Source organism: Sporomusaceae bacterium ACPt, from assembly GCA_041428575.1.
GTDB lineage: Bacteria > Bacillota > Negativicutes > Sporomusales > Sporomusaceae > Sporomusa_D > Sporomusa_D carbonis.
This window is the reverse complement of record CP155570.1, coordinates 771969-797294: the sequence shown is the minus strand read 5'-3', so window position 1 is coordinate 797294 and position 25326 is coordinate 771969. Positions and strand designations below refer to the sequence as shown.

26 protein-coding genes and 1 riboswitch are annotated in these 25326 nt (G+C 48.0%); of the genes, 10 read left to right on the top strand and 16 right to left on the bottom strand.

Annotated features, from left to right (window positions below):
* Positions 1–32: 32 nt before the first annotated feature.
* Positions 33–239, bottom strand: a complete 207-nt coding sequence (locus tag SCACP_RS03875) for a DUF1657 domain-containing protein (protein ID WP_425060107.1) — start codon at positions 237–239, stop codon at positions 33–35.
* Between the two features lie 95 nt (positions 240–334).
* Here SCACP_RS03875 and SCACP_RS03870 point away from each other — a divergent pair, with 95 nt between their 5' ends.
* Positions 335–538: a hypothetical protein gene (locus SCACP_RS03870; protein ID WP_425060106.1), complete on the top strand. Its 204-nt coding sequence runs from the start codon at positions 335–337 to the stop codon at positions 536–538.
* A 77-nt stretch (positions 539–615) separates the two neighbouring features.
* On the opposite strand, the gene SCACP_RS03865 is transcribed toward SCACP_RS03870, so the two are convergent.
* Complete coding sequence (locus SCACP_RS03865) at positions 616–1536, bottom strand: LysR family transcriptional regulator (RefSeq protein WP_425060105.1); 921 nt, start codon at positions 1534–1536, stop codon at positions 616–618.
* A gap of 141 nt (positions 1537–1677) precedes the next feature.
* On the opposite strand from SCACP_RS03865, the gene SCACP_RS03860 reads away from it, so the two are divergent.
* The 7 genes from SCACP_RS03860 (at position 1678) to SCACP_RS03830 (ending at position 8984) form a co-directional block, all read left to right on the top strand.
* The gene (locus SCACP_RS03860; protein WP_425060104.1) at positions 1678–3081 is read left to right on the top strand and encodes an anion permease; all 1404 of its coding nucleotides are present in this window, start codon (positions 1678–1680) and stop codon (positions 3079–3081) included.
* A gap of 52 nt (positions 3082–3133) precedes the next feature.
* Complete coding sequence (locus tag SCACP_RS03855; RefSeq protein WP_425060103.1) at positions 3134–3979, top strand: fumarate hydratase; 846 nt, start codon at positions 3134–3136, stop codon at positions 3977–3979.
* A gap of 14 nt (positions 3980–3993) precedes the next feature.
* The gene (locus SCACP_RS03850; RefSeq protein WP_425060102.1) at positions 3994–4551 is read left to right on the top strand and encodes a Fe-S-containing hydro-lyase; all 558 of its coding nucleotides are present in this window, start codon (positions 3994–3996) and stop codon (positions 4549–4551) included.
* Between the two features lie 35 nt (positions 4552–4586).
* Entirely contained in the window at positions 4587–6296 is a 1710-nt protein-coding gene (locus tag SCACP_RS03845) for an FAD-binding protein (RefSeq protein ID WP_425060101.1), read from the top strand.
* Positions 6296–7243, top strand: coding sequence for a succinate dehydrogenase/fumarate reductase iron-sulfur subunit (locus SCACP_RS03840; RefSeq protein WP_425060100.1), 948 nt, complete (start codon positions 6296–6298; stop codon positions 7241–7243). Before SCACP_RS03845 ends, SCACP_RS03840 begins: the two co-directional genes overlap by 1 nt.
* Complete coding sequence (locus SCACP_RS03835) at positions 7243–8109, top strand: CoB--CoM heterodisulfide reductase iron-sulfur subunit B family protein (RefSeq protein ID WP_425060099.1); 867 nt, start codon at positions 7243–7245, stop codon at positions 8107–8109. Before SCACP_RS03840 ends, SCACP_RS03835 begins: the two co-directional genes overlap by 1 nt.
* A gap of 332 nt (positions 8110–8441) precedes the next feature.
* Positions 8442–8984, top strand: a complete 543-nt coding sequence (locus tag SCACP_RS03830) for a gamma carbonic anhydrase family protein (protein ID WP_425060098.1) — start codon at positions 8442–8444, stop codon at positions 8982–8984.
* 92 nt (positions 8985–9076) lie between these two features.
* Here the strand turns inward: SCACP_RS03830 and SCACP_RS03825 are convergent, their stop codons facing one another.
* The 3 genes from SCACP_RS03825 to SCACP_RS03815 all read right to left on the bottom strand — a co-directional run bounded on the left by SCACP_RS03825 (position 9077) and on the right by SCACP_RS03815 (position 12008).
* On the bottom strand, positions 9077–9709 hold the full coding sequence (locus SCACP_RS03825; protein WP_425060097.1) for a nitroreductase family protein: 633 nt from the start codon (positions 9707–9709) through the stop codon (positions 9077–9079).
* A 102-nt stretch (positions 9710–9811) separates the two neighbouring features.
* Positions 9812–10663 carry a YitT family protein gene (locus tag SCACP_RS03820; RefSeq protein WP_425060096.1) on the bottom strand — a complete coding sequence of 284 codons (852 nt, stop codon included), beginning with the start codon at positions 10661–10663 and terminating at the stop codon, positions 9812–9814.
* Positions 10664–11162: 499 nt separating this feature from the next.
* Positions 11163–12008, bottom strand: a complete 846-nt coding sequence (locus SCACP_RS03815) for a methyl-accepting chemotaxis protein (protein WP_425060095.1) — start codon at positions 12006–12008, stop codon at positions 11163–11165.
* Positions 12009–12194: 186 nt separating this feature from the next.
* Here SCACP_RS03815 and SCACP_RS03810 point away from each other — a divergent pair, with 186 nt between their 5' ends.
* Positions 12195–12323 (top strand): hypothetical protein, encoded by a 129-nt coding sequence (locus SCACP_RS03810; RefSeq protein ID WP_425060094.1) that lies wholly within the window; start codon positions 12195–12197, stop codon positions 12321–12323.
* Positions 12324–12361: 38 nt separating this feature from the next.
* Here the strand turns inward: SCACP_RS03810 and cooS are convergent, their stop codons facing one another.
* Entirely contained in the window at positions 12362–14482 is a 2121-nt protein-coding gene (cooS, locus tag SCACP_RS03805; protein ID WP_425060093.1) for an anaerobic carbon-monoxide dehydrogenase catalytic subunit, read from the bottom strand.
* 59 nt (positions 14483–14541) lie between these two features.
* A complete protein-coding gene (locus tag SCACP_RS03800) occupies positions 14542–15813 on the bottom strand; it encodes an NAD(P)/FAD-dependent oxidoreductase (protein WP_425060092.1) in 1272 nt (423 codons plus the stop codon).
* A gap of 121 nt (positions 15814–15934) precedes the next feature.
* Here SCACP_RS03800 and lepB point away from each other — a divergent pair, with 121 nt between their 5' ends.
* The gene (lepB, locus tag SCACP_RS03795; protein ID WP_425060091.1) at positions 15935–16498 is read left to right on the top strand and encodes a signal peptidase I; all 564 of its coding nucleotides are present in this window, start codon (positions 15935–15937) and stop codon (positions 16496–16498) included.
* Positions 16499–16568: 70 nt separating this feature from the next.
* Here the strand turns inward: lepB and SCACP_RS03790 are convergent, their stop codons facing one another.
* The 9 genes from SCACP_RS03790 to hydE form a co-directional block, all read right to left on the bottom strand.
* Complete coding sequence (locus SCACP_RS03790) at positions 16569–17342, bottom strand: ABC transporter permease (RefSeq protein ID WP_425060090.1); 774 nt, start codon at positions 17340–17342, stop codon at positions 16569–16571.
* A gap of 52 nt (positions 17343–17394) precedes the next feature.
* Positions 17395–18681 (bottom strand): homocysteine synthase, encoded by a 1287-nt coding sequence (locus SCACP_RS03785; protein WP_425060089.1) that lies wholly within the window; start codon positions 18679–18681, stop codon positions 17395–17397.
* 36 nt (positions 18682–18717) lie between these two features.
* Positions 18718–19446 carry a HesA/MoeB/ThiF family protein gene (locus SCACP_RS03780; protein ID WP_425060088.1) on the bottom strand — a complete coding sequence of 243 codons (729 nt, stop codon included), beginning with the start codon at positions 19444–19446 and terminating at the stop codon, positions 18718–18720.
* A 1-nt stretch (position 19447) separates the two neighbouring features.
* Positions 19448–20659: a homoserine O-acetyltransferase MetX gene (metX, locus tag SCACP_RS03775; RefSeq protein ID WP_425060087.1), complete on the bottom strand. Its 1212-nt coding sequence runs from the start codon at positions 20657–20659 to the stop codon at positions 19448–19450.
* Positions 20660–20734: 75 nt separating this feature from the next.
* Positions 20735–20840, bottom strand: a riboswitch (SAM riboswitch).
* Positions 20841–20923: 83 nt separating this feature from the next.
* Entirely contained in the window at positions 20924–21007 is an 84-nt protein-coding gene (locus tag SCACP_RS03770; RefSeq protein ID WP_425061314.1) for a 2-hydroxyacyl-CoA dehydratase, read from the bottom strand.
* Between the two features lie 92 nt (positions 21008–21099).
* Entirely contained in the window at positions 21100–22035 is a 936-nt protein-coding gene (gene cysK / locus SCACP_RS03765; RefSeq protein WP_425060086.1) for a cysteine synthase A, read from the bottom strand.
* Between the two features lie 263 nt (positions 22036–22298).
* On the bottom strand, positions 22299–23459 hold the full coding sequence (locus tag SCACP_RS03760) for an ABC transporter substrate-binding protein (protein WP_425060085.1): 1161 nt from the start codon (positions 23457–23459) through the stop codon (positions 22299–22301).
* Positions 23460–23754: 295 nt separating this feature from the next.
* On the bottom strand, positions 23755–24120 hold the full coding sequence (locus SCACP_RS03755; protein ID WP_425060084.1) for a DUF2292 domain-containing protein: 366 nt from the start codon (positions 24118–24120) through the stop codon (positions 23755–23757).
* Between the two features lie 17 nt (positions 24121–24137).
* Positions 24138–25193 carry a [FeFe] hydrogenase H-cluster radical SAM maturase HydE gene (hydE, locus tag SCACP_RS03750; RefSeq protein WP_425060083.1) on the bottom strand — a complete coding sequence of 352 codons (1056 nt, stop codon included), beginning with the start codon at positions 25191–25193 and terminating at the stop codon, positions 24138–24140.
* Positions 25194–25326: the final 133 nt, after the last annotated feature.

Here is a 25326-nt window from a genome sequence, read left to right as displayed (position 1 = left end):
AAAGGAGGTAGTTCTACCTACCTCCTTTCTGACTATTCCTGTTGATTATTCAGTTTGTTTTCTGCTGTACTACTGAGACGGCTATTAAGTTGTGCAATATGACGGTCCATGTCTTGAGACATTTGTTGAAACATGGTCTGTGCGCTTTGGTCGTCAGTCGATGAAGCAAATGTGGCATATGTGCCTTTGGCCGATTCAGCAGCAGCCACAGCTTTCTCTAAATCTTTTTTAACAGTCATAATTAACCTCCTTAGATGATATTTAGTACCCCTTATATTATTAACCGCCTGTACCATATTATATCTGGAAGTTATAGGAAACTTTCTTATCAGTCATGGCGAAATTAATCAAAGAAGCCGTGTGTTTCCTGAGTATCGGAGATTTAAACAATTTACATAAAATACTTTCCCGCATGGCGCTCAGCCTTGATTTCCTGGAACCGGAAGACGCGGTTAAAACCTGTGACGAGGTACTTGAATATTTTACCGGACGAAAATCTCAGTTTACAGCAAAAATAAGTGCCTCCGATACCAGATAATCGCTACAAGAAGCAAAAGTACCCACAGCCACCTCGCAGGTGGATTGCGGGTACTTTTTTAAGCGAAGCCGCCTGTGTTAGATACCTATCTGTCCTTGATCTGTTCCTGATCCTTGAAAACTGGGAGATTTGGTATAAGCCGCAATAAAATCAATAAAAGCTTGAGCTGCCTTGGACAAATACTTGCCTTTCTTCCAGACCAGGCCGATCGTAATGGCCAGCGGCTCGGCAAGAGGCACACTGACCAAATGGGGATGATTACGAACAACCATGTTCATCAAAAATGAAATACCCACATTCCCGGACACCATGGCCTTAATGGTTTCAATCTGACTTGACGAGAACACCACGTGGGGCGTAAAACCGTGACGGGAACATTCATTTAGCACCAACCGCCGGTGAAAAAATTCTTCTTTAAGAAGAATAAAAGGCTCGTCCCGTAATTGGGTGAAGCACACCGACTTAGCAGCGCTGAGCGGATGTTGAGGAGACAGGCAAAGCATAATCTCTTCCCGCGTAATGGGTACGGTATTGAGTACCGTTCTTGATTCCGGGAGGATGATCATACCTAGGTCTAACTCTTCTTTTTCAATCATGGACTGAGCCGCCAGCGACCCTTCTTCATAAACCACCAGATCCAAGTTAGGATAGGAGTTCTTAAAAAGATTAAAAATGTTAGGGAAGAGATAAGCGCCAATCATAGGCGGTGCCGCAAATTTGATTGTTCCCCGGTTAAGCTTTTTGAAATCCTCCATTTCATCAACAGCCTGGCGGATGTCAAAAAGAATTTTGTTGATTCTGGCATAAAAAGCCTGTCCCTCAGGAGTTAGAGCAATTTTTTTTTGGCTGCGGTCAAATAATTGCACGCCAAGTTCTTCTTCCAATTTATGTATTGCTTTAGTAACTGAGGGCTGGGCAACATGCAGTTCTTCGGCTGCTCTGGTAAAATTTCCTAATTTGCTCACAGTCAGAAAATATTCCAATTGATGCAATTCCACCCATTTATCCTCCTGTCGATAGCTACAATCTATTGTACCATAACTTATTGATATTTTTACTACCAGTACGCGAGTGCTAAAGTATAACTAAGAATTTTTAAATATTCTTTAAAAAACTACATAATTTAGGAGGTAACATGTATGAACAGTAAACTCGTAAAGGCTCTGGCAACCGTGGCCTTAGGTGCCGCCATTTGGTTTATTCCGGTTCCGCAGGGGCTTAAGCCGGAAGCATGGCATCTAATGGCAATCTTCGTAGCTACTATTTTGGGATTCATCCTTCAGCCACTCCCCATTGGCGCCGTAGCTTTGATCAGTGTAACCTTTACCGCACTTGTCGGCGTGCTCAAACCGCCCGAAGCGCTGAGCGGATTTGCCAACACCACGATCTGGCTGATCGTAGCCGCTTTTCTTTTTGCCAAAGGCTTCATTAAAACCGGTCTTGGCCGCCGTATTGCTTTTTTGCTTATAAAAGCAATCGGCGACAGCACCTTAAAACTTGGTTATACGTTAGTACTGAGCGACCTTATCATCAGTCCGGCGACTCCTTCAAACACGGCTCGTGCCGGTGGTATTCTTTTCCCGATTGTCCGCAGCCTTTGTACCGCTTTTAACTCTGAGCCAGGCCCAACCGCCCGCCGTGTCGGCAGTTATCTGATGCAAACTGTCTATCAAGGTAATACCATTACTTCGGCAATGTTCCTTACTTCAATGGCCGGCAACCCGCTCATCGCCCTGCTCGCCGCCAAGACTCTCAATATCCAAATTAGTTGGGGGCAATGGGCGTTAGCCTCCGCCGTTCCCGGTCTCATCTCCATACTTGTAGTGCCCTATTTTCTGTATAAGTTTTACCCGCCTGAGCTCAAAAACACTCCGGAAGCCAAAGCTCTGGCCGCAACAGAACTGCAAAAAATGGGGCCTATGTCCTGGGCGGAAAGAATCGTTGCCATGGTTTTTGTTGGCGCTCTTATTTTATGGAGTACCTCCCAGTATACTAAACTCGATGCCACAGTTGTCGCACTGTTAGCCGTAGTTGTCATGCTGGCAACCGAAGTACTTGACTGGAAGGATGTACTTGACGAAAAAGGCGCTTGGGATACTTTGATCTGGATGGGCGCCCTGGTCGGTCTTGCTGATTACCTGTCTAAACTCGGCTTTATACCCTGGTTTGCCAAAACCATGGCCGGTAGCATCGTGGGAATCCCCTGGGTGCAAGCCTTTATTGTTCTCACTATCGTTTATCTTTATGCCCACTATGCTTTCGCAAGCCTTACCGCCCACATAACCGCTATGTATCCGGCCTTTGCCGCGGTAGCAGTTGCTGCCGGTGCACCCGTTTATTTGGTTGCTTTGGCGCTGGCCTTCATGTCTAACCTCTGCATGTCTTTAACTCACTACGCTGCCGGTCCATCGCCTATTTACTTTGGCGCCGGCTACGTCGACCAAAGCACATGGTGGCGGCTTGGCTTCATGGTATCGATGATTAACCTTATCATCTGGGTTGGTTTTGGTGCCATCTGGTGGAAAGTTCTCGGCCTTTGGTAACAACCTTAACCACCATAGAATAAAATTATAAGATTTTGAGAGGAGATTTATCATGCGTACAATCCAAGCACAGCAAATCACTGAAGCTGTCGCCAAACTGGCCATTGACGCCAACTATTATCTGTCAGAAGATGTCTATAACGCCCTTGTCGCCGGCAAGACCAAAGAAGAATCGCCCCTGGGCCGGGAAATTTTTGACCAGATTATTAAAAATGCCGACATTGCCCGCGCCGAAGCAAAGCCGATGTGCCAAGATACCGGTCTGGCTGTAATTTTCGTCGAATTAGGACAAGACGCCAAGATTGAGGGGGGCTCATTAGAAGCAGCCATCAATGCCGGCGTAGCCAAAGGTTATACTGATGGGTACCTTCGCAAATCGGCTGTTGCCGAACCATTGTTCAACCGTAAAAATACCGGTAATAATACGCCGGCCATCATTCATGTCGAAAGTGTTCCCGGCGACCAAATCAAAATTGTTCTTGCTCCCAAAGGGGCCGGCAGTGAAAACAAAAGCGCCCTAAAAATGCTGATACCGGCCGACGGTGTGGCAGGAGTAAAGAAGTTTGTTGTTGAAACAATTGAAAATGCCGGTTCTAACCCCTGTCCGCCGATTGTAGTTGGCGTCGGCATCGGCGGTACCATGGAAAAAGCTGCCTACCTTGCCAAGAAGGCCCTTATCCGCCCGTTAGCCAAGCGGAATGAACATCCTGACTATGCCAAGCTTGAAGGTGAACTATTAGAGCTTATTAATAAAACCGGTATTGGGCCCCAGGGTCTTGGCGGCCGCATCACAGCCCTGGCTGTCAACATCGAGTGGTATCCTACCCATATTGCAAGTCTGCCGGTAGCTGTAAACATTAACTGTCATGCCACCCGGCATGCCGAAGTAGTATTATAAGGGGGAGAAAGAACATGGCTGAACAAATCCGCATCACTACACCGCTTACCGATGAAACGGTGAAAAACTTGAAAGCCGGGGACAGTGTGCTTATTACCGGTGTGATCTATGCCGCGCGCGACGCGGCCCACAAGCGTATGGTCGAGGCCCTTGACCGCGGGGAAGATCTGCCGGTGGATTTCACCGGACAAATGGTTTACTATGTCGGACCCTCGCCGGCCAAACCGGGTGAACCGATCGGTTCTGCCGGTCCCACCACCAGTGGCCGGATGGACGCCTATGCACCGCGCATTCTGGATAAAGGCCTAAAAGGTATGATCGGCAAAGGCTATCGTTCTGACGCAGTGGTCGAGAGCATGAAAAAAAACGGCGTTGTTTATCTTGTTGCCACCGGCGGCGCCGCAGCTCTTATCTCCAAAACAATTAAGGCCTATGAAGTAGTGGCTTACGGCGACCTGGGCCCCGAAGCCATCGCCCGTATGGAAGTAGTCGATTTCCCGGCCATCGTGGCTATCGACAGTGAAGGCCGCAACTTCTACCACGAAGGGCAGAAAATTTACCGGCAAAAGTAATCCTCCTACACTTAATATAAACACTGAGGTGAATAATGCTTAACTTCGACGTGCTTGTTATCGGCAGCGGCGGCGCCGGCATGCGGGCTGCCTTGGAGGCTGTTCGTCAGGAAGGCCTGTCGGTCGGTCTAATGACCAAAATGTTTCCCACCCGTTCGGCCACCGGCTGCGCCCAAGGCGGTATCAACGGCGCTTTGCAGAATGCCGACCCTGCCGATTCCATAGAAAAACACTTTTTTGATACTGTAAAAGGCAGCGACTACCTGGGCGACCAGGATGCTATTGAACACTTTGTCAGTCAAATGCCTGACGCCATCCGTGAGCTGGACTATTTTGGCGTCCCGTTCTCCCGGGACGGAGAAGGCCGTATCGCTCAGCGCAACTTTGGCGGCGCTTCCTCGCCCCGGACTTGTTTTTCGGCTGACGTGACCGGTCATGTCATTCTCCATACGCTTTATGAGCAGTGCCTCAAACATGGTGTCAAGGTATTGGCTGAATGGTACCTGCTGCAAGTTGTTGCCGACCAGGGAAAACTATGCGGTATTGTTGCCTATGACCTAAAAGGCGGCCGTATTGTTCCCATCGCCACTAAAGCCATTGTTATCGCCACAGGCGGCGCCGGCCGCATATACTGGCTCCGCACCACCAACCCGTTTACCTCTACCGGCGACGGGATAGCTGCCTGTTTTGATGCCGGCATCCCGCTGAAAGACCCTGAATTTGTTCAGTTCCACCCCACCGGTTTGGCTGGTACCGGTATTCTTATGTCCGAAGCTTCCCGTGGGGAAGGCGGTTACCTCCTTAATAATAAAGGTGAGCGGTTCATGGCCCGCTACGCGCCGGAAAAGATGGAACTTGCCACCCGTGACCTTGTCTCCCAGGCTATCGAGACTGAAATTAAAGAAGGGCGCGGTTTTGGCGAAGGCCTAAGCGCCTACGTCCAACTTGATCTTCGCCATTTGGGACGGGAAAAGATCCTTGAGCGCCTGCCCCAAATTCGCGACCTGGCCATAACCTTTGAACAGGTAGATCCCATTAACGAACCCATTCCCATCAGACCGAGCTGTCACTACGTGATGGGCGGTATCGACATCATTGATTACCGCACCTGTGCTACTGCCGTCGAGGGTGTTTTTGCCGCCGGGGAAGCCTGCTGCGTATCCATCCACGGAGCAAACCGTCTTGGGGGTAACTCGCTGGCAGATATTGTGGCTTTTGGCAAGTTTGCCGGCAAAGGCGCCGCTGATTGCGCCAAACAGCGGCATGGCTTCAGTGAAGGTCTTGTAGGACAAGCTGCCCGGGCGTGGGAAGAAAAATTCCAGGCTGTCACCACCCGTAAAACCGGCGCCAGTGTTGTTTCCATCCGTGACCGGCTGGCCGAGATCATGTGGAATAATGTTGGCGTGTTCCGCACCGGTGCCGATATGGAAGAAGCGCTTAAGGTGGTTGACGGCCTGATAAAAGAATACCAGACCGTCATGGTGCCTGACCAAAACAAAATTTACAATACTCTTTTTGTTAATTATATTGAACTCGGCAGCATGCTCACTGTCGCCAAGGCCGTGGTCCTGGGCGCCCTTAACAGAAAAGAGAGCCGGGGCAGCCACTGCCGGGCCGATTTCCCCAACCGTGATGACGCCCAATTCCTCAAACACACAATCGTGTCCAAGCAAGGCTCAACGTACAATATATCTTACCGGCCGGTAGTAATAACCAAATATCAGCCGGCAGAAAGGAAATATTGATGCGCAAGATAACATATAAAATTGAGCGGTTCGACGGAGTAAACAACTTCGTGCAGGAATATTCCTTTCCCTATCAACCCGGCAAGACCATTCTCTGGGGCCTGATCACAATTAAGGACTCGCTTGACCCTACACTGGCCTTTACAGCCGCATGCCGGTCAGCAGTATGCGGGGCCTGTGCCGTTCGTGTTAACGGTCAAGCCGTATTAGCCTGTGAAACACCGCTTGACGCCATTCTGGAACGCTTTGGCGACACGCTTACTATTGCCCCGATCCAAAACTTCAAAGTCATTCGCGATCTTGTTGTTGACTGGGAACCCCAAGCGGCACGCCTGGCTGAAGCCAAAACCTGGCTTCAACCGCGGGACGAATTCGACGCCCGCAAAGGCTGCCGTCAAACCGCTGCCGACTTTAAGAAGATCAATACACAGGCAGCTTGTATTCTTTGTGGTTCCTGCGCTTCCGAATGTTCTAAACTCAGTGCTAATGACCAAGACTTTCTCGAACCGTTTACCTACTCTAAAGTTTGGAAATTTGTCGCCGACACCCGGGACAAGTCGGCTGCTGAGCGCATACAGGCCATCCAGGACAAAGGACTGTGGAAATGTATGCATTGTGCCGAATGTATCACAAAGTGTCCCAAAGGCTTGGCTCCTGGCGAAGATATTGCCCGTTTGCGTCAACTTTCCATCAAAATGGGCTATACCGGTAATCCCGGAGCACGGCATGCACTATCGTTTGTTAAAGATATTGAAGATACAGGACGTCTCAATGAAGCCAAATTACAGGTAAGGACGATTGGCCTCATTAGCTCGATAGCCAAGTTCCCGATGGCCCTTCGCCTGCTCCGTCGCGGCAAACTCAATCCCTTCCATTTTCCCGGTAAAGTTAAAGGGCATGAGCAAATTCAGGCTATCCTCAAAGCAGTAAGGGAGAGTGAAAAATAATGAGATATGCCTTTTTTCCCGGCTGTGTTCTAGAGGGAGCTGCCAAAGAAAACTATATTGCTACAACGGCGGTTGCTAAAGCACTGGGTATCGAACTGGTTGAGATTCCCGGCTGGACCTGCTGCGGTGCTTCTCACGTGCAGGACGTAAACGACTTGGCGGCAACGGCCATTAATGCCCGTAATATCGCCCTTGCCGAACAAATGGGCCTGCCGCTCCTTACCGTCTGTAATACCTGTACCCTGATGCTGCGCAAGGCCAAAACCAAGCTCGACAATGGCCAGAAGGATCAAGTAAACGGTATTCTTGCCAAAGCCGGCATTAAGTACGAAGGTACTAGCGAAATTACTCATTTATTATGGGTTCTCATCCGTGACTACGGCCTAAACAAATTACAAGGGCTGATTAAACGTCCATTAATAGGGCTCAAAGTTGCCGGCTACTATGGTTGCCATATCCTTCGTCCTCCTGCAGTAATGGATTTTGAAGATCACGCTAATCCGCAGTCGCTGGAAAACCTCATTCGCGCCATTGGCGCTAAACCTGTTGATTTTGCCGCAAAACTCAAGTGCTGCGGCTTCCATGCCACCTATACTGCCGAACCGGACGTTATCCGCATCACCGGCGAAACAAACCAAAGCGCCGCTGAAGCCGGCGCCGATTGCATCGTCACCCCATGCCCCCTCTGCCAAATGTCGCTGGACATGAATCAAACTGAAGGGCAAACAGCAGTGGGCTGCAAACAAGAGATGCCGGTGCTGCATTTGGCCCAGTTAGTTGGTCTGGCTCTTGGTTTGTCCCCGGAAGAACTAGGTATTAATATGCTCATTGCCGGCAGGGAGCTCATTAAAGCAAGAATCTCATAACCGGATGAAGAAAGACCTCCTAAGCATTGCGGATAACCCGTATCCCGCTTTAGGGGGTTTTCCATTCCCCTGGTTGGCATTCAATAAACAAATCCCGCGCAGATATTACTCCACACGGGATTATTGTTTTAATAAGTCTCATTTATCAGATGATGCATTTTTTGCAGGACTTCCGGAATACAATCTGCTTCATTACTGTGAAAAAGATAATAGTCATTAGGATTATGATCGCCATTTGTGTCACATTCTGATTTATTAATATGATAACATGATATTCTAAATATTAGTAGCAGCCCAAAAAATAAAATATTTCATCAAGGAGGATACTATTTATGAAATTTGAAGGCATTGAACCTACTAGAGACGCCAAAACTTTCGTCGCCGACGGAGCAAAAGTTATCGGCAAAGTAACCATGAAAGAGTTCAGCAGCATATGGTTTAATTCAGTTGCCCGAGGTGATGTTAACAGAATTGAGATTGGACGTTACTCCAATATTCAGGATAACAGCGTCCTTCATGTTGCCGATGACTGTCCGACCATTATCGGCGACTTCGTTACAGTCGGTCACAACTGCATTGTCCATGGCGCCACCATTGAGGATAATTGCCTGATCGGCATGGGAGCCATCATTTTAAACAAGGCGGTAGTGGGCCGTGGAAGTATCATCGCTGCCGGCGCGCTTGTAAGAGAAGGACAGATTATCCCTCCTCACTCGCTCGTTGTCGGCATTCCCGGAAAGGTCATCAAACAAATTCCTGAAGACTGGGAGAGTATTCACGCTCAGGCAGTAAAGTATAAATCCCTCTGGACCGAACGCTATGCTCTGCTGCCTGATGCTGACGGCGAACGCTATCACGGCGAAAAAATTGTATAATTCATTAATAATATTCGGCATAAAAAATAATCCGGGACGCCCGGATTATTTTTATGCCTAGATTTCACCAGTGTGATTATCCTGCTGGCCAATCATATAAAAGTCAGCACATCGTCCACCGGTTTACGCGGCGGCGATGATAACTTGTCAGTTGCAGGAACGCCAAGCGGCGTCATGGCAGCCAAATAATAGCCTTGTTTATTAAAGCCAAGGTATTCGGAAATTTCTTGAGCCGCGTATGTCGGTCCTGTCATCCAGCAGGTACCGTAACCCAGGCTGGCAGCCGCCAATTGCAGATTCTCCAAAGCAGCGGCGATATTCTGAATACCGGGATTGGGTTTGGCATATTTAATAGCCTCATCGGGCGGCATAATACCAGCTTCCAGCAGCATGTCAGCGATTGTGTCATAAGGCCCGGCGTAAACAAGTACAAGACAAGGAGCGGCTTTAAAAACGGTATGGTAGCCAACCGACCCCTTAAATGCCTTGATTTTGGCCTCATCAGTCAGATAAGTGCTCAGCTTGGCATTTTTTGTTTCCACAATACGGGCAATTTCAGCAATCTTATTCTTATCAGTTACTACGACAAAATGCCAGTTTTGCTGATTTTTTCCTGAGGGGGCATAAGTTGCCGCTTTGACAAGGTCTCTAATAACCTGTTCCGGCACAGGATCATCTTTGAATTGGCGGACACTGTGGCGCTTATAAATAAAATCAAAATCCATAAAAATACCTCCTTGTTAAGCCATCATGTAAATTATACCATAATCATTGCCCAGTTTGCGCAATTAGCGTAAACTGGTGATTTAACTTGCGGTAAAGCCATTCTACACCTGTTTTGTCCCTGGCAGCGTAAAACCCCGTCCCATAACTTCAGCCGCATCCTGAACAATCATAAACGCATTAGGGTCAGCAGCGTGAACAAGCATTTTGATCTTGGCAATTTGGGTAAGACTGACGACAACAAACAGTACTTGCTTATTTTGGCGGGTAAATGCCCCCTGTCCGTGCAGGATGGTTACACCCCGTCCGACTTCTTTTAAGATGGCTTCAACAATATTATCGGTATTATACGAAACGATAAATACCGTCTTCTTGCGGTTAAATCCTTCCACTACTTTATCGGTAAGATTAGCACCGATAAACATGGAGATAAGGGTCAGCATGGCCAGCTTGAGTCCAAACAATGTTGCGGAAATCAGCATAATTACACAGTTAACAGCAAATCCTACGAAACCAACATTAAGCGAGTAATATTTTTTGATAATGCCGGCAATAATGTCCAAACCGCCCGCGCTGCCATTAACGCGAAAAATCAGCCCGCTGCCGATTCCCGAGATTACGCCGCCCGTGATGGCTGAAATCAACGGATCATCAATAAGGTTAAACCCTGAAACAAAACTGGTGGCATCTACCGCAACAGAGAACAAAATTGCACCATAAATAGTACCGATCGTGTAATTTTTGCCTAGCAGCCGGTAAGCGGCATAGAGCAACGGGATGTTCATGGCAAAAGTTAAAACGCCTATTGGCAGGCCAAACAAAAAATACAAAATAATCGCAATACCGGAAACTCCTCCGCTCAGAAGATGATGCGGCACCAGGAAGGCGTTGATGGATAGACTGCAAACCAGACAGCCAACAGCTACCCAGAAATACTGATTCATTTTATCACTCATATATTCCTCCATAGAATTAGTTACATTAAGTCAAATAGCTTACATATGGATTTTATCATACTATCGAATAATCGGAAATATACTGGCACAACTAAAGGCCGTCCATAATCTGGACGGCCCCAGTTTGTTGACAAAGTAGCTTAACGAGAAAGATCGCCACGTTTCGCCCGCGATGACCCCTTGGTTTTACTGTCATTGCGAGATAAACCATGCGCTCTTCAGGTACACCAACAACAATGAAAAGGAAGATTGCTTCACTACGTTCGCAATGACGATAGAGGAACAGTATTCTTTCCGGTCATTGCGAGCACCGTTGTCTATGAGACCATATTCGAAGCAGTAAGTCATTGAATCGTGCTTAGTTAGGCATTACGGCACCGTAGCGTGGCAATCTCCTGCCCCGCTGTCAAGGTAAAAGCGGAGCGACATGGCAGTTCTTGCGCCGGGTGACCCACAGCAATAAGCGCAAAAGGGAATGACTTTTTATCACCCTGAAATATTACAGTTTATCCGCCAGATCCTCGAGAGTATTGGCAGTTGCGTTAAGTTCCTCGATGGACGCTGTTATCTCCTGGATGGCTGTCGCTTGTTCCTCGATGACAGAATTAGCTTTATTAATTCCCTGAGCAATGCGGGTAACCTGGGTTTGAATGCGCTGCAAAATAGCATTGATCTGACTGATACTCTCATTGCTGGAATTTGACAGCTTTCTAATTTCTTCAGCCACTACGCCAAAGCCACGTCCCAATTCCCCGGCACGGGCCGCCTCGATAGCAGCATTCAATCCGAGCAGGTTGGTTTGACCGGCCACATTTTTAATAAAGGTTATAACTTCATCAGTATTTTTGGTATCGTTTTTGGCCTCGTCAGTAAACTGAAGTAATTCTTTGTTAGAGCTCACCAAATCATTAACACCGGCAGCCACCTGACCGATACCGTCAGTTATCTGCCGCAATGAGGCTGACAGATTATTGGCCAAGTTATAGACTTCACGCTGCCGGTTAAGACTCTTGGCAATACCGATGGTACCAATAATACTCCCTGTCTCGTCTTTAACAGGAACATCTATGGACCTAACATCTATACCCACTACTTCTTTAGGAATAATCATAGAGATGGTTTTACCCTGCATAATGGCCTTATTGGAAGCCGAGCCGTCCGGCAGAGTATCACCATCCTTGACGTTTACCCGGATACCGGGACTATGTATTATCTTTAAATATCTTTCCTTGTCAGTTACCGACAACGTAACATCATCTTCAAATAATTCCTGCAAATACGGCGCTAGCAGGCTAAACGCCTCTAAAACAGTATTTATGTTAGTTTTTTGTTCTTGGGACTGCATTGTAGGCCTCCTTATCGTCATTCCTCACATTGTGGACACATTCATGGTAAAAAATTATTAACATTTATTATTATAGCTTATATTATGTTGCTAATCGACTATTTTTCATAATTATTTCCATTATCTGTGACCTGCCTCACAATGGGAGGTCTGGCTAAAGTATTCAGCGACTTCAAAACCCGGTATTTGAGTTCAAGTAAAATCAGTGGTAATGCTCCGGCCTTTTTAGCTGAACTCAACCAAATTGTCAAAGCTGTTAACGAACGTATCGGCAAGGAAGAAGCTGAACTTTATCCCCTTCTATCCCGTATATAACAATAATGAAGGGCCGCACTTGCGGCCCTTCATTATTGTTAGTTCAAGCCTAATTCTTTACGTTTTTTCTCAATATGGTCAACATAGATTTGAACCGTCTTGTCAGCACTGGTCTCAACGGTAAGTTTACCTAAACCCAGAGTCTCGGTAGTTTCGGTCAATGTCTTAACAACAACATCACTGCCGGTTACCGAGGGTACAGGCGCAACATGCACCAGCCAGCCTAAGGCAATCGCGGTGCAAGCATCAGCCACGGCTTTTTGTTCAAGGTATTCGGGCGCACCGATAACCAGCGGCAGTTTGTTGGTGTCAACATCCAGGGCATCGGCGATTTCCTTGGCAGTCTGAGTCATTTTGCCGATGTCGACACATGCACCGTAAGACAAGACCGGCGGAATGCCAAGGGCCTTGCAAACTTCTTTGAGCCCGGGACCGCATTCTTCGGCAACCTGTAGATTTGTCAACCCGGTATACTCCATAACCGACGATGTGCAGCCACCTGACAATACCAGAATATCCTTTTCAATCAGGCCTTTGGCAATGCGGAAGATATTGCTGCCTCCCTGACCATAGCGGGCAGTAGTGCAGCCGACTACAGTGGCAATACCGCGGACTTTGCCGGCGGCAATGGCGTCAATCAGCGGTTTCCACGAACCACCCAAAACTTGTTTGACTGATTCGGTACTAAACCCGATCATACAACCTTCAGACACATGAGGCGGAATATATACTTCGCGGTTTTCAGCTTTGCGTTTGGCAAAGGCCGCGATCGCCATGTCGAGAATTTTTTCCGCCTGTTTTTTCATTTCTTCCGGCTTAAATTCAACAGTTTCAGTACCAGGCATCCGGATTACTTCATGGGTGCTTACCATAGTTGTTCCAAACCGCGCGGCATACAAGGGCAGAGTGGGAATGGTGCAGTTATAGTCAAACATAAAGAGATCAACAGCACCGGTAGCCAAGAGATATTCTTCCGACAGCCACTCGCCTTCCTGACCGGCATAGGCGCTCATTTCCCCGGTCTCTTTGTAATTTAACAGTTGCTGTCCCTCGCACACATGGCCCAGCACCTGCAGGCCGCTCGCCCCGGCTTTCTTAGCTTTTTCCTGCCATTCAGGCGTAGATGCCAATTCAACTACAACATGGGCCATGAGCGGCATATGACCATTGGTAATAATATTAACCATATCTTTTTTAAGTAAGCCCATATTCTGCCTGGCCGTACGGATTTTTTGGGTGCCCATAAGGATTTCCTGCAAAATGTCGAGGGCAAATAGACCTTGATATTCGTTAATTACGCCCAGCCGGACAGATGTCAGCAGAAAGTCGACAGGGTCAGCATTGAGGTTGGTCATGCACTTGGTTTGGGCAAAACCGACTTCGCTAAAACCGCCGCCGGGCAATAGGTTCATTTTCCGCCACAGCTCCTGGCGTTTGGGCGGCGCAAAGGCTTTAACCATAGCCGACTCTTCCCAATAGGGTTTGCCCATGTCTTCCAGCACCCAGTTAGCAAAGTTGACAGCCACCTTATTAGCATCCTCACGGCTGTTTAACCCAGCCATCTCGGCATACTTAAACAGTTTTTCCTTATCACGGATCTTGAGACCGCTGTCAGGATTTTGGGCAGCGGCTTTCAAGGTACGGGCCGCCTGTTGAGCGTGGAAAATATTAGCCGCCGTACCAATGGTAACATGGCGATAGACAAAGTTTCTGGCTACCATGACATGGGCGTCAACACCGCAATTGCCACGCGGCGCTTTGGGGCTGATACGGCAAGGGCCGTTGGCGCACAGTTGACAGGAAAGGCCGGATGAGCAGAAGTGACACCGGATTTTTTCCTGTTGTTCAAACCGGTCAAAAACGTTGGTTAAGCCCTGGGCGTGTACATGTTGGTACATTTCCCGCATAGCCGGGTCAATAATTACATTTAACGGAAAGCCTTCTTTGCCCTGGTCGTGAACTTTTATGTGCTCGCGCTGCCATTTGTGCACTTCAGTCATGGGACCGGAAACCTTTTCAATGTCATAATATTTCTTGGCGTTTTTATGGATGTCAAAATGCTCGTCCGGATTATTAGTACTGCTGGCATCACCTTTATTAGGAACTGATTCAACATCACCGCGACTAGTGGTATCCTCGCTTTTGATTAATGTAGCCATTTGCTTGTAACCTCCCCTAGTAGTATCAGTGTTAGTTTGATACGATTCGGGGAATTTTATTATGATTCCTTGTTAAGCTTTTTGGCTGGCCTGAGCATGATTACCCGTACAGCCCGCTCGTAAAAAAAGTAATCCCACGCCCAGTTAATAAGTACGGTAATGCGGTTGCGGAAGCCAATCAGCCGGACAATATGGATAACCAGCCACAGCACCCAGGCAATAAAACCTTTAAACTGCCATTTGCCTATATGGGCGACGGCAGCATTGCGGCCGATTGTCGCCAACACTCCCGGATTTTTATAAACAAACTCTTGGGGAGCTTGGCCGCCTATCAGCCGGCGAATGTTATCGGCCGCTGTCCGGGCCTGCTGGGTAGCCACCGGCGCCACCATGGGGAGCGGCTCGCTTTCTGATTCAAGATAGGCAGCATCGCCAATAACCATGACTTCGGGATGTTTAGGCAGTTGCAGTGTCGGCTTGACTACCAACCGTCCCATGCCGGCCTGCTTAACACCAAGTTTATCAGCTAAACGGGCGGCACGGATACCGGCGGCCCAAATCAGGGTATGGGCCTGAATGGTTTCACCATCTTTTAGTGTGACTGTTTCGCCGTCAAAGTCGGCCACCGGATTGCCGAACCGCACCTCCACCCGTTTACGAGCAAGAGTCTCAGCCGTAACCACACCTAACTCAACTGGCAGACCGGCAAGCAAGCGATTAGAGGCTTCCATAAGAATAATCCGGGCCTCATCATAATCAAGGTCAGGATAATCTTTCGGCATAACCAAATAAACAAGCTCGGCCAGCGCCCCGGCACTCTCCACCCCCGTCGGACCGCCGCCGACAACAATAAATGTCAGCAGGGCGCGCCGTACTGCGGGGTCTTCTTCCTGGGCAGCAAGTTCAAACAGACGCAGAATATGATTACGGACCGCCAGCACATCATCAATGTTTTTCAGGCCAAAACCATGTTTTGCTACAGATTCCATGCCAAAAAAGTTAGTGACACCGCCGGTGGCCACAATAAGATAATCATAGTCGATTATTCCGGCTGTGGTTATCAGGCGTCGTAAAGCCAAATCAGCCTCAGTCACTTCAGCCATTTTGAATTTTACATTGGCTTGCCTCCGGAGTATGGTACGTACCGGATACACGATATCTTCAGGTGCCAGACCGGCTGTAGCTACCTGATACAAAAGCGGCTGAAACAGATGATAGTTATGCTGATCAATCAGTATAACCTCGACCGGAGCTCCGGACAAAGCCCGGGCCGCCCACAGGCCGCCGAAACCTGCGCCAATAATAACAACTCTCGGCAGTTTATTAGTCATCAACTCACCTCGCAGGTTTAGCATATGCACTTACCAGTAATTCCATAAATTAATATGTTAATAATCCTTGCCGTTATTAGTTCTATCTGATAGAATTTTCATGTTAGGGGGTATCTAACCAATGAAAATAGTAAAAGAAGTTGCCGACTGGATATACAGCCTGGCGGTAGCGCTATCGCTGGCCATTCTCATTAATGCTTTTGTCTTTCAGCCCACCCGGGTAGTAGGCAGTTCGATGGAACCTAATCTTCACAATAACGACTATGTCTTCGTATCCAAGCTGTCTCATACCTTTACCACCCCGCCTGAGTATGGTGATATTGTCATTATCGACAGCAGGGTATTCCGGGACCGGAGCGTAAAGGATGACATCAGCGACCCGGTATTGACTTACCTTAGTGTCGCCAAACTTACCGAGGCTGATCGCCATATTTGGATTAAACGGGTTATCGGCAAACCCGGTGATGTAATTGAGATTAAGGACGGACAGGTATACCGGAATGGTTCGCTGCTGGCTGAGCCTTATATTAAAGAAGCCATGCAGGCTGCCGCTCCGACAAAAGTGGTGGTACCTGACAACTATGTATATGTAATGGGCGACAACCGTAACAATTCAAGCGACAGCCGCTATATCGGCCCTGTCCCGTTAAGTCATGTACTGGGAAAGGTAGTATTAACGCTGTAATGTAAAAACGGGTAGAATTGCATGCAGAATGCAGTCTACCCGTTTTTTCGTCCGCTTTCTCTCTTACAACTTAATCCCTAACCCTAATCATGGTCCACACACCAGTGGCCAGCAGCCCAGCCGTATACAAGGTTAAAACACTGACCGACAGCCAGGGAGTATCGGCGCCGCCGCCAATAGCCCGGAGCGCGTAAGTGGCATGAGTTAACGGCAACAAGTCAATAAACCAGCGAAGGGCAAGCGGCAGGCGGTCGGTCGCAAAAAATGTGGCACACAAAAACGACATGGGTAACAACACATAGGTACTAAAGTTAGCCATATCTTCATGAGAATTTATCAGCATGGCCGCCACCAGCCCCATAGCGGCAAAAAGCAGGCAAGTTAGCGCAAGCGTCAGGAGAAACCAGACGCTGACGGTAAGCCTTGCGCCAAATAGGTAGGCCAGCACAAAAATTACCGTACAGGAGATAAGGCCTCTAAGCGCTCCGGCTAATACTTTGCCGGTAACAAAAGACACCGGACTGACCGGAGCTATGAGATACTCTTCCAATGTTTTGTGGTACAAGCGGCTCATATTAAGCGGTGAGCCGACAGCACTAAAACTGATATTCATAGCGTTAAGCGCCATAATGCCAGGCAGAATAAAATCAAGATAGCTGCCTCCGTTTACCGAAATCCCCCGCCCCAGTCCCCAGCCAAATGCTACCAGATATAACACCGGGCTGATCATCCTGGATAAAATAAATTTGGCCAGACGCCGATTCAATACCACCCAGTCCCGCCAAAATACTGTACATATATCTTCAACCCGCAATATCTCCAATCCTTTCTCATTGGCTGCCATATATATTTATCTTCGCTTTGGCAACATCAATTTCCTGCTATATAATATGTTATCACTTGGTGGCCTCAAGCGCTTGCGCCAAATCGTTAATAATGTCGGCAACGTCTTCGATGCCTATAGACAGACGCACCATGTCGTCAGATACCCCGGCGCTGGCCCGCTGCTGCGAGGTTAGTTGGGAATGAGTGGTACTGGCCGAGTGGATAACCAACGATTTGGCATCGCCGACATTGGCTAAAAGCGAGAACAGGCGGAGCGAATTGATGAACTTACGACCGGCTTCCAGGCCGCCTTTAATGCCAAAAGTCAGTATTGCTCCCGCACCTTTGGCTAAATATTTCCTGGCCAGTTGATTGTCAGCATGGCTTTCCAGACCGGGATAGCTCACCCAAGACACCCGTTCGTGGTTCTCAAGATATTTAGCTACCGCCAAGGCATTTTGACTGTGCCGTTCCATCCGGAGATGAAGTGTTTCCAGTCCCTGTAAAAACATAAAGCTGTTAAACGGGCTTAGACAAGCGCCGATATCCCGCAGCACTTGCACACGCAGTCTGACAATATAAGCGAGTTTGCCCAGCGCTTCGGTATACTTCAGGTCATGATAGCTGGGATCAGGTTCAGACAGCAGGGGAAATTTGCCGTTCCCCCAGTCAAATTTGCCGCCGTCAATAACCACCCCACCCATGGAGGTGCCATGACCACCAATGAATTTTGTTGCCGAATGCACAACAATATCAGCACCAAAGTCCAGCGGACGGCACAAATACGGTGTAGCAAAAGTGTTGTCAATTATTAGCGGCAGACCATGGCTATGAGCTATGTCAGCCACCCGCTCAAGATCTAACACATCAATTTTGGGATTGCCGATAATCTCAGCATACAGCGCCTTGGTATTAGGAGTGATTGCGGCAGCAAAATTCTCAGGTTGGCTGGGGTCGACAAACTTAACTTTAATTCCCAAGCGGGGCAAGGTATAAGCAAACAAGTTGTATGTACCGCCATACAGAGTGGATGAGCTGACAATTTCGTCCCCAGCCTGGGCAATATTAATAATGGCCGCAGTGATGGCCGCATGCCCTGAAGCAAAGGCCAACGCCCCTATACCGCCTTCCAAAGCGGCAATACGCTGCTCAAACACATCGGTAGTCGGATTCATAATACGGGTATAGATATTGCCTGTTTCTTTTAAACCAAACAAGTCGGCGGCATGATCGGCATCGCGGAAATTATACGCCGTAGTCTGATAAATGGGTACAGCCCGCGCTCCGGTTGCCGGATCAGGTTGTTGTCCGGCGTGTACCGCTAAAGTATCAAAATGTAAGTTTTCCGGTAGTGTCATTTGTTAATCCCCCATTTTTACTTTAGATTTTTTTAGCTATGATAACTGCAGTATTTCATAGGTGTTATACTCAGTATCAAAGTATAACAGCTTATTGCGCAGCGGTTCACCCTTACCTGTAATTATCTTCACAGCTTCCTGCACTTCCAATGCAGCCGCAATGGCCGGCGTAGCCGCCGGATTGCCCAGAGAAACCTCGACGCCTTTATTGACACCGGCATCGCGGTAAACGGCTTCAATACCTTTATCTTCGGGAAATACTGTCATTACCTGGCCGGTGAACCCGGCAATGGCGGCATGTACCAACGGCAGCCGGCTTTCGCGGGCCGCCTTGGCCAAAGTGAGACGGTCACCAATACTGTCCAATGCATCAATCACTACTTGGCAGCCGGCGATAAGTCGATTGGCGTTAGCTCTAGTCAACATGCCGTTAACAATTTCTAATTCAGTGTCAGTGTTAATCTCAGCTGCCCGTTTGGCAGCAGCCAGCACTTTGGCCTGGCCCAGGTTATGTTCACTTGACAGCACCTGACGATTGAGATTGTGAGGGGCAAAAATATCACCGTCAATTACTTTAATATAACCCACCCCCATGCGGGTCAACAGTTCAATCACCAGGCCGCCCAAACCGCCGGCGCCAATGACGGCGACCCGGGCATTCAGCAGTCTAATCTGACCGTCAATACCCACTGTGCCCATGTTTCGCAAATATCGTTCCGGCATTGTTCCGGTTCGCAATAAGGCGAGTGACTCCTCTTTAGACATGTTACGCCTCCTTAAGCTGAATTCCCGGTACCAGGCGGGCACCCAGATAAGCCAGATTAGCTGCCCGGAACATGGTCCACTGCCCAAGCGGCAACGTTGCAGACTCCGGCAGCGCGGTATTGATAAATCGAGTCAGTATAGGACGGAGCAAGTGAAAATCTATTAAAAAACCGTCATGGCCGTGAGGACTTTGGATAATGGCAAATTCGGTACGTACGCCTACCCGGCGCATAGTTTCAGCCAGCTCTTCCTGTTGATACGGTGGATACAATATATCTGAACTTACCCCGACCACCAGCACTCTGGCTTCAATCCGGGACAACGCCGCCTCATATGAGGCATAACCTGCGCCAATGTCATAAAGGTCAAGCGCCCTTAGCAGATATAGATACGAGTTGGCGTCAAACCGTTTTACCAGATTAGCCCCCTGATAATCCAGATAATTTTCGATTTCAAACTGGCCATTGCGCGTCCGGCGGCCAAATTTACAGGCCATGGACAGTTCGCTCTGATAAGTAATCATGCCGAGGGCCCGGGCGGTAGCCAAGCCGTTCTCAGGTCCCGGGCCGCCGTAATAGTCGCCGTTCTGCCAGCCCGGATCACCCATTATAACCTGACGGCCAACCCGGTTGTAGGCAATGGCCTGCGGTGACGAATAGCCCGGAGCGGCAATAATGATAACAGCGTCCATATGCGCTGGATACGTAACTGCCCACTCCAGCGCCTGCATACCGCCCATTGAGCCGCCGACAACCATTGCCAGCCGGTGAATGCCAAGAGTATCTAACAGCCTTTTTTGCACCCGCACCATATCACGGATCGTCACCTCGGGAAACCTCATTCCATACGGTTTACCAGTGGCCGGGTTAAGCGAAGCCGGACCGGTCGTACCCTGGCACCCACCCAGTACATTGGCGCAAATAACATAAAACCGATTAGTGTCAATCGGCCTTCCCGGCCCGATTAACGGCTCCCACCAGCCCTGCTCGTCATACGGGTCATGGCTTGCCGGATGGCTGTCACCGGTTAGCGCGTGAGTGACCAGGATAACGTTATCGCGGTCATCAGACAGCTTGCCGTAAGTTTCATAGGCTACTGTAACTTCTGTTAATGAGCCGCCTAATAGTAACTCAAACGGATTTTCCGGACTGGCTACCTGGGCCAGCTTAATATGCGGGCGCCACTTGAAGCCGGGAAAAAAAGTAACAACCATAGACATCCCTCCTTAATACAACAATACAACCAAAAACCCCCTCATTTAGAGGGGGCATATTTATGTTCCTAATCCCTCTCATCTCCCAGGAATATCCATTCCTGCTGGAATTAGCACCACTGCGTCATGCGCCGGTTGCCGGGTGTCATCGGGCCAGTCCCTCGACCTCTCTGGATAAGAGTTTAGTATATGCTATTGTATGGATAAAATCATAACTTACCAGAAATTAATTGTCAAGATCTATTGATTGACTTTTGACAGTTTTTAACCCATCATTTCCAGGAAAGCCTGTACTCTGGTTTCAATTTGTTCCACATCGCCCTGGGAATAATCGGTTTCCACCTGCAGGAAGGGAATGTCGCCGTTTTGTTTTTAGAATTCCTTAACCACCCGGCTTTCGACAACATCAAGCCCCAGCGCAGTGGCTGTTATCTGTACTCCTATTCTTCTCCGTACAGAGGAGTTGACAGATACCGTTCACCAGTGTCAGGCAGAATAACTACGATATTTTTCCCCTTGTTTTCCGGACGTTTAGCCAGCTCAGTAGCGGCATAGAGCGCAGCGCCGCTGGAGATACCGACAAGCAAACCTTCAGCTTTGGCAACATCCCTCGCCGCCTGGTAGGCGTCTTCGCCCTGCACTTTGATAATCTCATCAAGAATTTCGCGGTTGAGTACATCAGGCACAAAGCCAGCGCCGATACCTTGAATTTTATGAGGGCCAGGATTACCGCCCGAGAGCACCGGCGAGTCCGCAGGCTCAACAGCCACAACTTTCACTGCCGGCTTACGTTGCTTAAGGACTTCCCCAATACCGGTAATAGTACCGCCGGTACCTACGCCGCCCACAACAATATCAACTTGGCCGTCAGTATCCTGCCAGATTTCTTCAGCAGTCGTTTTGCGGTGAATTTCCGGGTTGGCCGGATTTTTAAACTGTTGCGGAATCCAAGCATTGGGAGTTGTTGCCACCAGTTCCTCCGCCCGTTCAATAGCTCCCTTCATGCCTTTAGCGCCTGGAGTAAGCTCAAGCTGTGCCCCCAGAGCTTTAAGCAGCTTGCGGCGCTCAATGCTCATCGTTTCCGGCATAGTTAAAATCAGCCGATAACCGCGGGCAGCAGCGACAAATGCTAAACCAACACCTGTATTACCGCTGGTCGGTTCGATAATTACAGTGTCCTTATTGATAAGTCCCTTATCTTCGGCGTCTTTAATCATAGCATAACCAATACGGTCTTTGACGCTGCCCAGCGGATTAAAATATTCAAGTTTGGCAATAACTTTGCCGCCAAGTTCTTTAGTACCGGCATAGTTTTTCAACTCCAGCAACGGTGTGTTACCGATCAACTCGGTCAAGTTTCCATAAATTTTAGCCATATTATCCCATCCCCTCATATTGATTAATAATATTTTTAACCATTTTTTGTAAATAAGTATTTTATTAGGGCCACGAAAACAAAAAGAGGCAATCGAGGCTGTACAGCCGCCGATTGCCTCCGGTTTTCCGGTCGGCAAAAATATTTATATCTTAGATAGATAATAGCATGCAGCCACCCATCTGTCAACCAGTTTCAGCTAATTAATAAAAAAATGATTAACATTCCTGTGACTGTCGTTATCCCGGTTTTGCCGTTTCAAAATCAGGGAGTAATTTTTTCCTTAAACACTTGCTGGCCGTTTTTCAGTTCGATTACAACAGCACTTTTTATCGGGTTATGCTTAGCGTCAATGGTTATCGTCCCCGTGCTCACCTGAAGATTTTTCGTTTGCTCTAACGCTTCACGGATTTTCGCAGGGTCAGTGCTATTGGCTCTCTTGATGGCATCAATCAGTACCAGTCCGGCATCATAACCCAAAGCGGCCAAAGCGCTGGGTTCTTGATTATATTCCTTTTTGTAGGCTTCAATGAATTTAACAACATTAGGATCTTTGTCCTGAGATGAGTAATGATTACTAAAGAAGGTATTATTTAGCGCCGGAGCGCCGGCAATTTCCACAACTTTGGGATCATCCCAGCCATCGGTACCGAGGAATGGAGCAGTTATGCCCATTTCGCGCGCCTGTTTAACAATCTTGCCTACTTCCTCGTAATAAGCAGGTAGAAATACCACATCAGGATTGATAGCCTTAATTTTGGTTAAGGTAGCCTTGAAGTCTTGGTCCTTCTGCAAAAAGGCTTCCTTAGACAATACTTGTCCGCCGTTTTTTACAAAAACAGCTTCAAAGGATTGCGCAAGACCCTTGGAATAGTCAGAGCTATTATCAACATAAATAACTGCTGTTTTTGCTTTCAGCGAGTTGCTGGCAAAGTTAGCCATAATGGTACCTTGCAGCGGGTCAATAAAGCAAGACCTAAACGCATACGGGCGAGTTTGTCCATTATCAAAAGTAATTTTTTCATTAGTTCCGGTTGGGGTAATTACCGGAATCTTATTATCTTGCGCTACTTGTAATGTAGCCAGAACATTCGAACTTGCCGCAGGTCCCAAAACCGCCACTACCTTATCCTGGGTTATCAGCTTAGTTATGGCATTAGTTGCTTCTGCAGGCTCCGACTTGTTGTCAGCCAAAACCAGGGTCAATTGTTTACCCAGAACACCGCCATTTGCATTGGCCTGTTTAAAGGCTAACTGAATACCGTTCACCGCTTGTTTGCCGTAATTAGCAACACTTCCGGTTAGCTCAAAATTACCACCGATTTTAATTTCATTTGTTTCCTGTTTGGCGCTGCTGCCACATCCGGCCAGTGCGCCGGCCATAAGCACAACACCTACGGCCATTGCGAGTAACTTCTTCCGCATGTTTTTCTCCCGTCCCTTCTGTTCTTCCTCGCCCCTCCTTCTGCCTCTACTTTGTCAGAATAAGGAGTTTTGTTGAAATGTATACTTCCCGAGGAATATTAAATATTTTATACACAAAATACACTATATACCTTTACATGTTTATTGTCAATACATAATTATATATCCATTATGCAAGTACTTTTGTTTTACTTTTGTTACCAGGCACCTTTTTTAATAGTAAAAATTGGGCGGCTAAGAAATATTTCTCAGCCACCCGCTTTTTCTTTTCCTTTTCGAAATGAAATGATATTATTTATATTCCGTCGCCGTTGAGGCCGGTAAGTTTACCTACGCGGTACTTTTCAGTTCTTTCCACCTGCATAATCTGTCCAGCTTGAATTTGGATAACTACTTTGCCGTACTCCATACCACTCACTGACTGCAAAACCCTTGTCCGAACACCAGGCATAGATGCCACTGCAGTTGTTTTGACCACTGCTTTGGGTAATTGATCGCAAATTCGAATTTTCTCCAGTTTTTCGATCTGAATTACCCGCGAATCCTGAATTACTAAAGTAATCGAGCCAAAGCTAATATCCTGCACCGATTGCTCAATAAGGGCAAGAACTTCATCTGTAATATGCTTAGTGGCTGCGTTGGCAGTATTGCATTTACTCATCCGCATGCTTCCTTTCGTTATGACTGTTGGGCACGTCTGGCCCGGTAGCCATGCGTTTCCGATACTCTCCGGCCAATACTTTGAATTTTGCCGGTAATACAAGACCGGCAGTGGGCCGGAGTATCGTTGATACAGATTTTACCTGGATAAAGTAAGTACATCTGGCGATACTCGCCTTCGGTAACGTTCGGCATAACAACATTAGCGCCACGCTGCAGGGCCAGTACCCGGCCCTGGGGATTAAGTGACTCCATAGCCGTTGTGGCCGGAATATTAATGTCCGGCAGCAACAGACGGGTCATGGCCATAACCTTGGTACTCAGTTCAAACGTACCTCCGGACTCTCCGGCAAGCGGTGTATCCGGATTAGGAATAAACGGCCCTATTCCAATCATATCGGCATCTATCTTTTTAAAAAAGAGAACGTCGTCGGCCAATGATTCGATCGTTTGTCCCGGAATCCCAACCATGCAGCCGGTCCCCAGTTCATAGCCCAATTCTTTTAAATCATTTAGGCACCGCACCCGGTTATCCCAACTCATGCCTGGGTCCAGCCGTTCGTAAAGTTCCTTATCAGTGGTCTCAATTCTCAAAAGATACCGGTCAGCCCCGGCTTCACGGTACTGTCTGTAAACCTCCCGCGACTTTTCGCCTACACTAAGTGTTATGGCCATGTCAAGGTCTTTAATTTTTTTGATTATATAGACCATTTTATCAACATCAAAACACTCATCTTCACCTGATTGCAGCACAACTGTGCGGTAGCCGTAAGATTGGGCCTTAACAGCAAAATCAATGATAACATCCGGTTCCAGGCGGTAACGGCGGACTTGCTTATTATCACGCCTGAGGCCACAATACAGGCAGTTTTGCTTGCAGATGTTAGAAAACTCGATCAGGCCGCGCAAATGAACTTCATCACCAACATACTTTTGCCTGACCCGGTCGGCAGCAGCAAAAAGCTCTGCTTGGTAATGAGTGTCTGTTAGCAGAGTGACAATCTCGGCCTTAGTAAGGTCATGGGTTGTTTCAGCTTTATTAATTAATGCCGGAATGTTTCTAGTATCAGTCATCGTCTCACTGCCTTTCCTAATATTCCAAAAGCAGGTGTTCCTTTTGACCTCATAATATATGGTTTTCGACACGGCGTCAATAAAAAGAAGTGAGATTGCTTCACGTTCTTTCCCAATGACGCGGAATGAACGC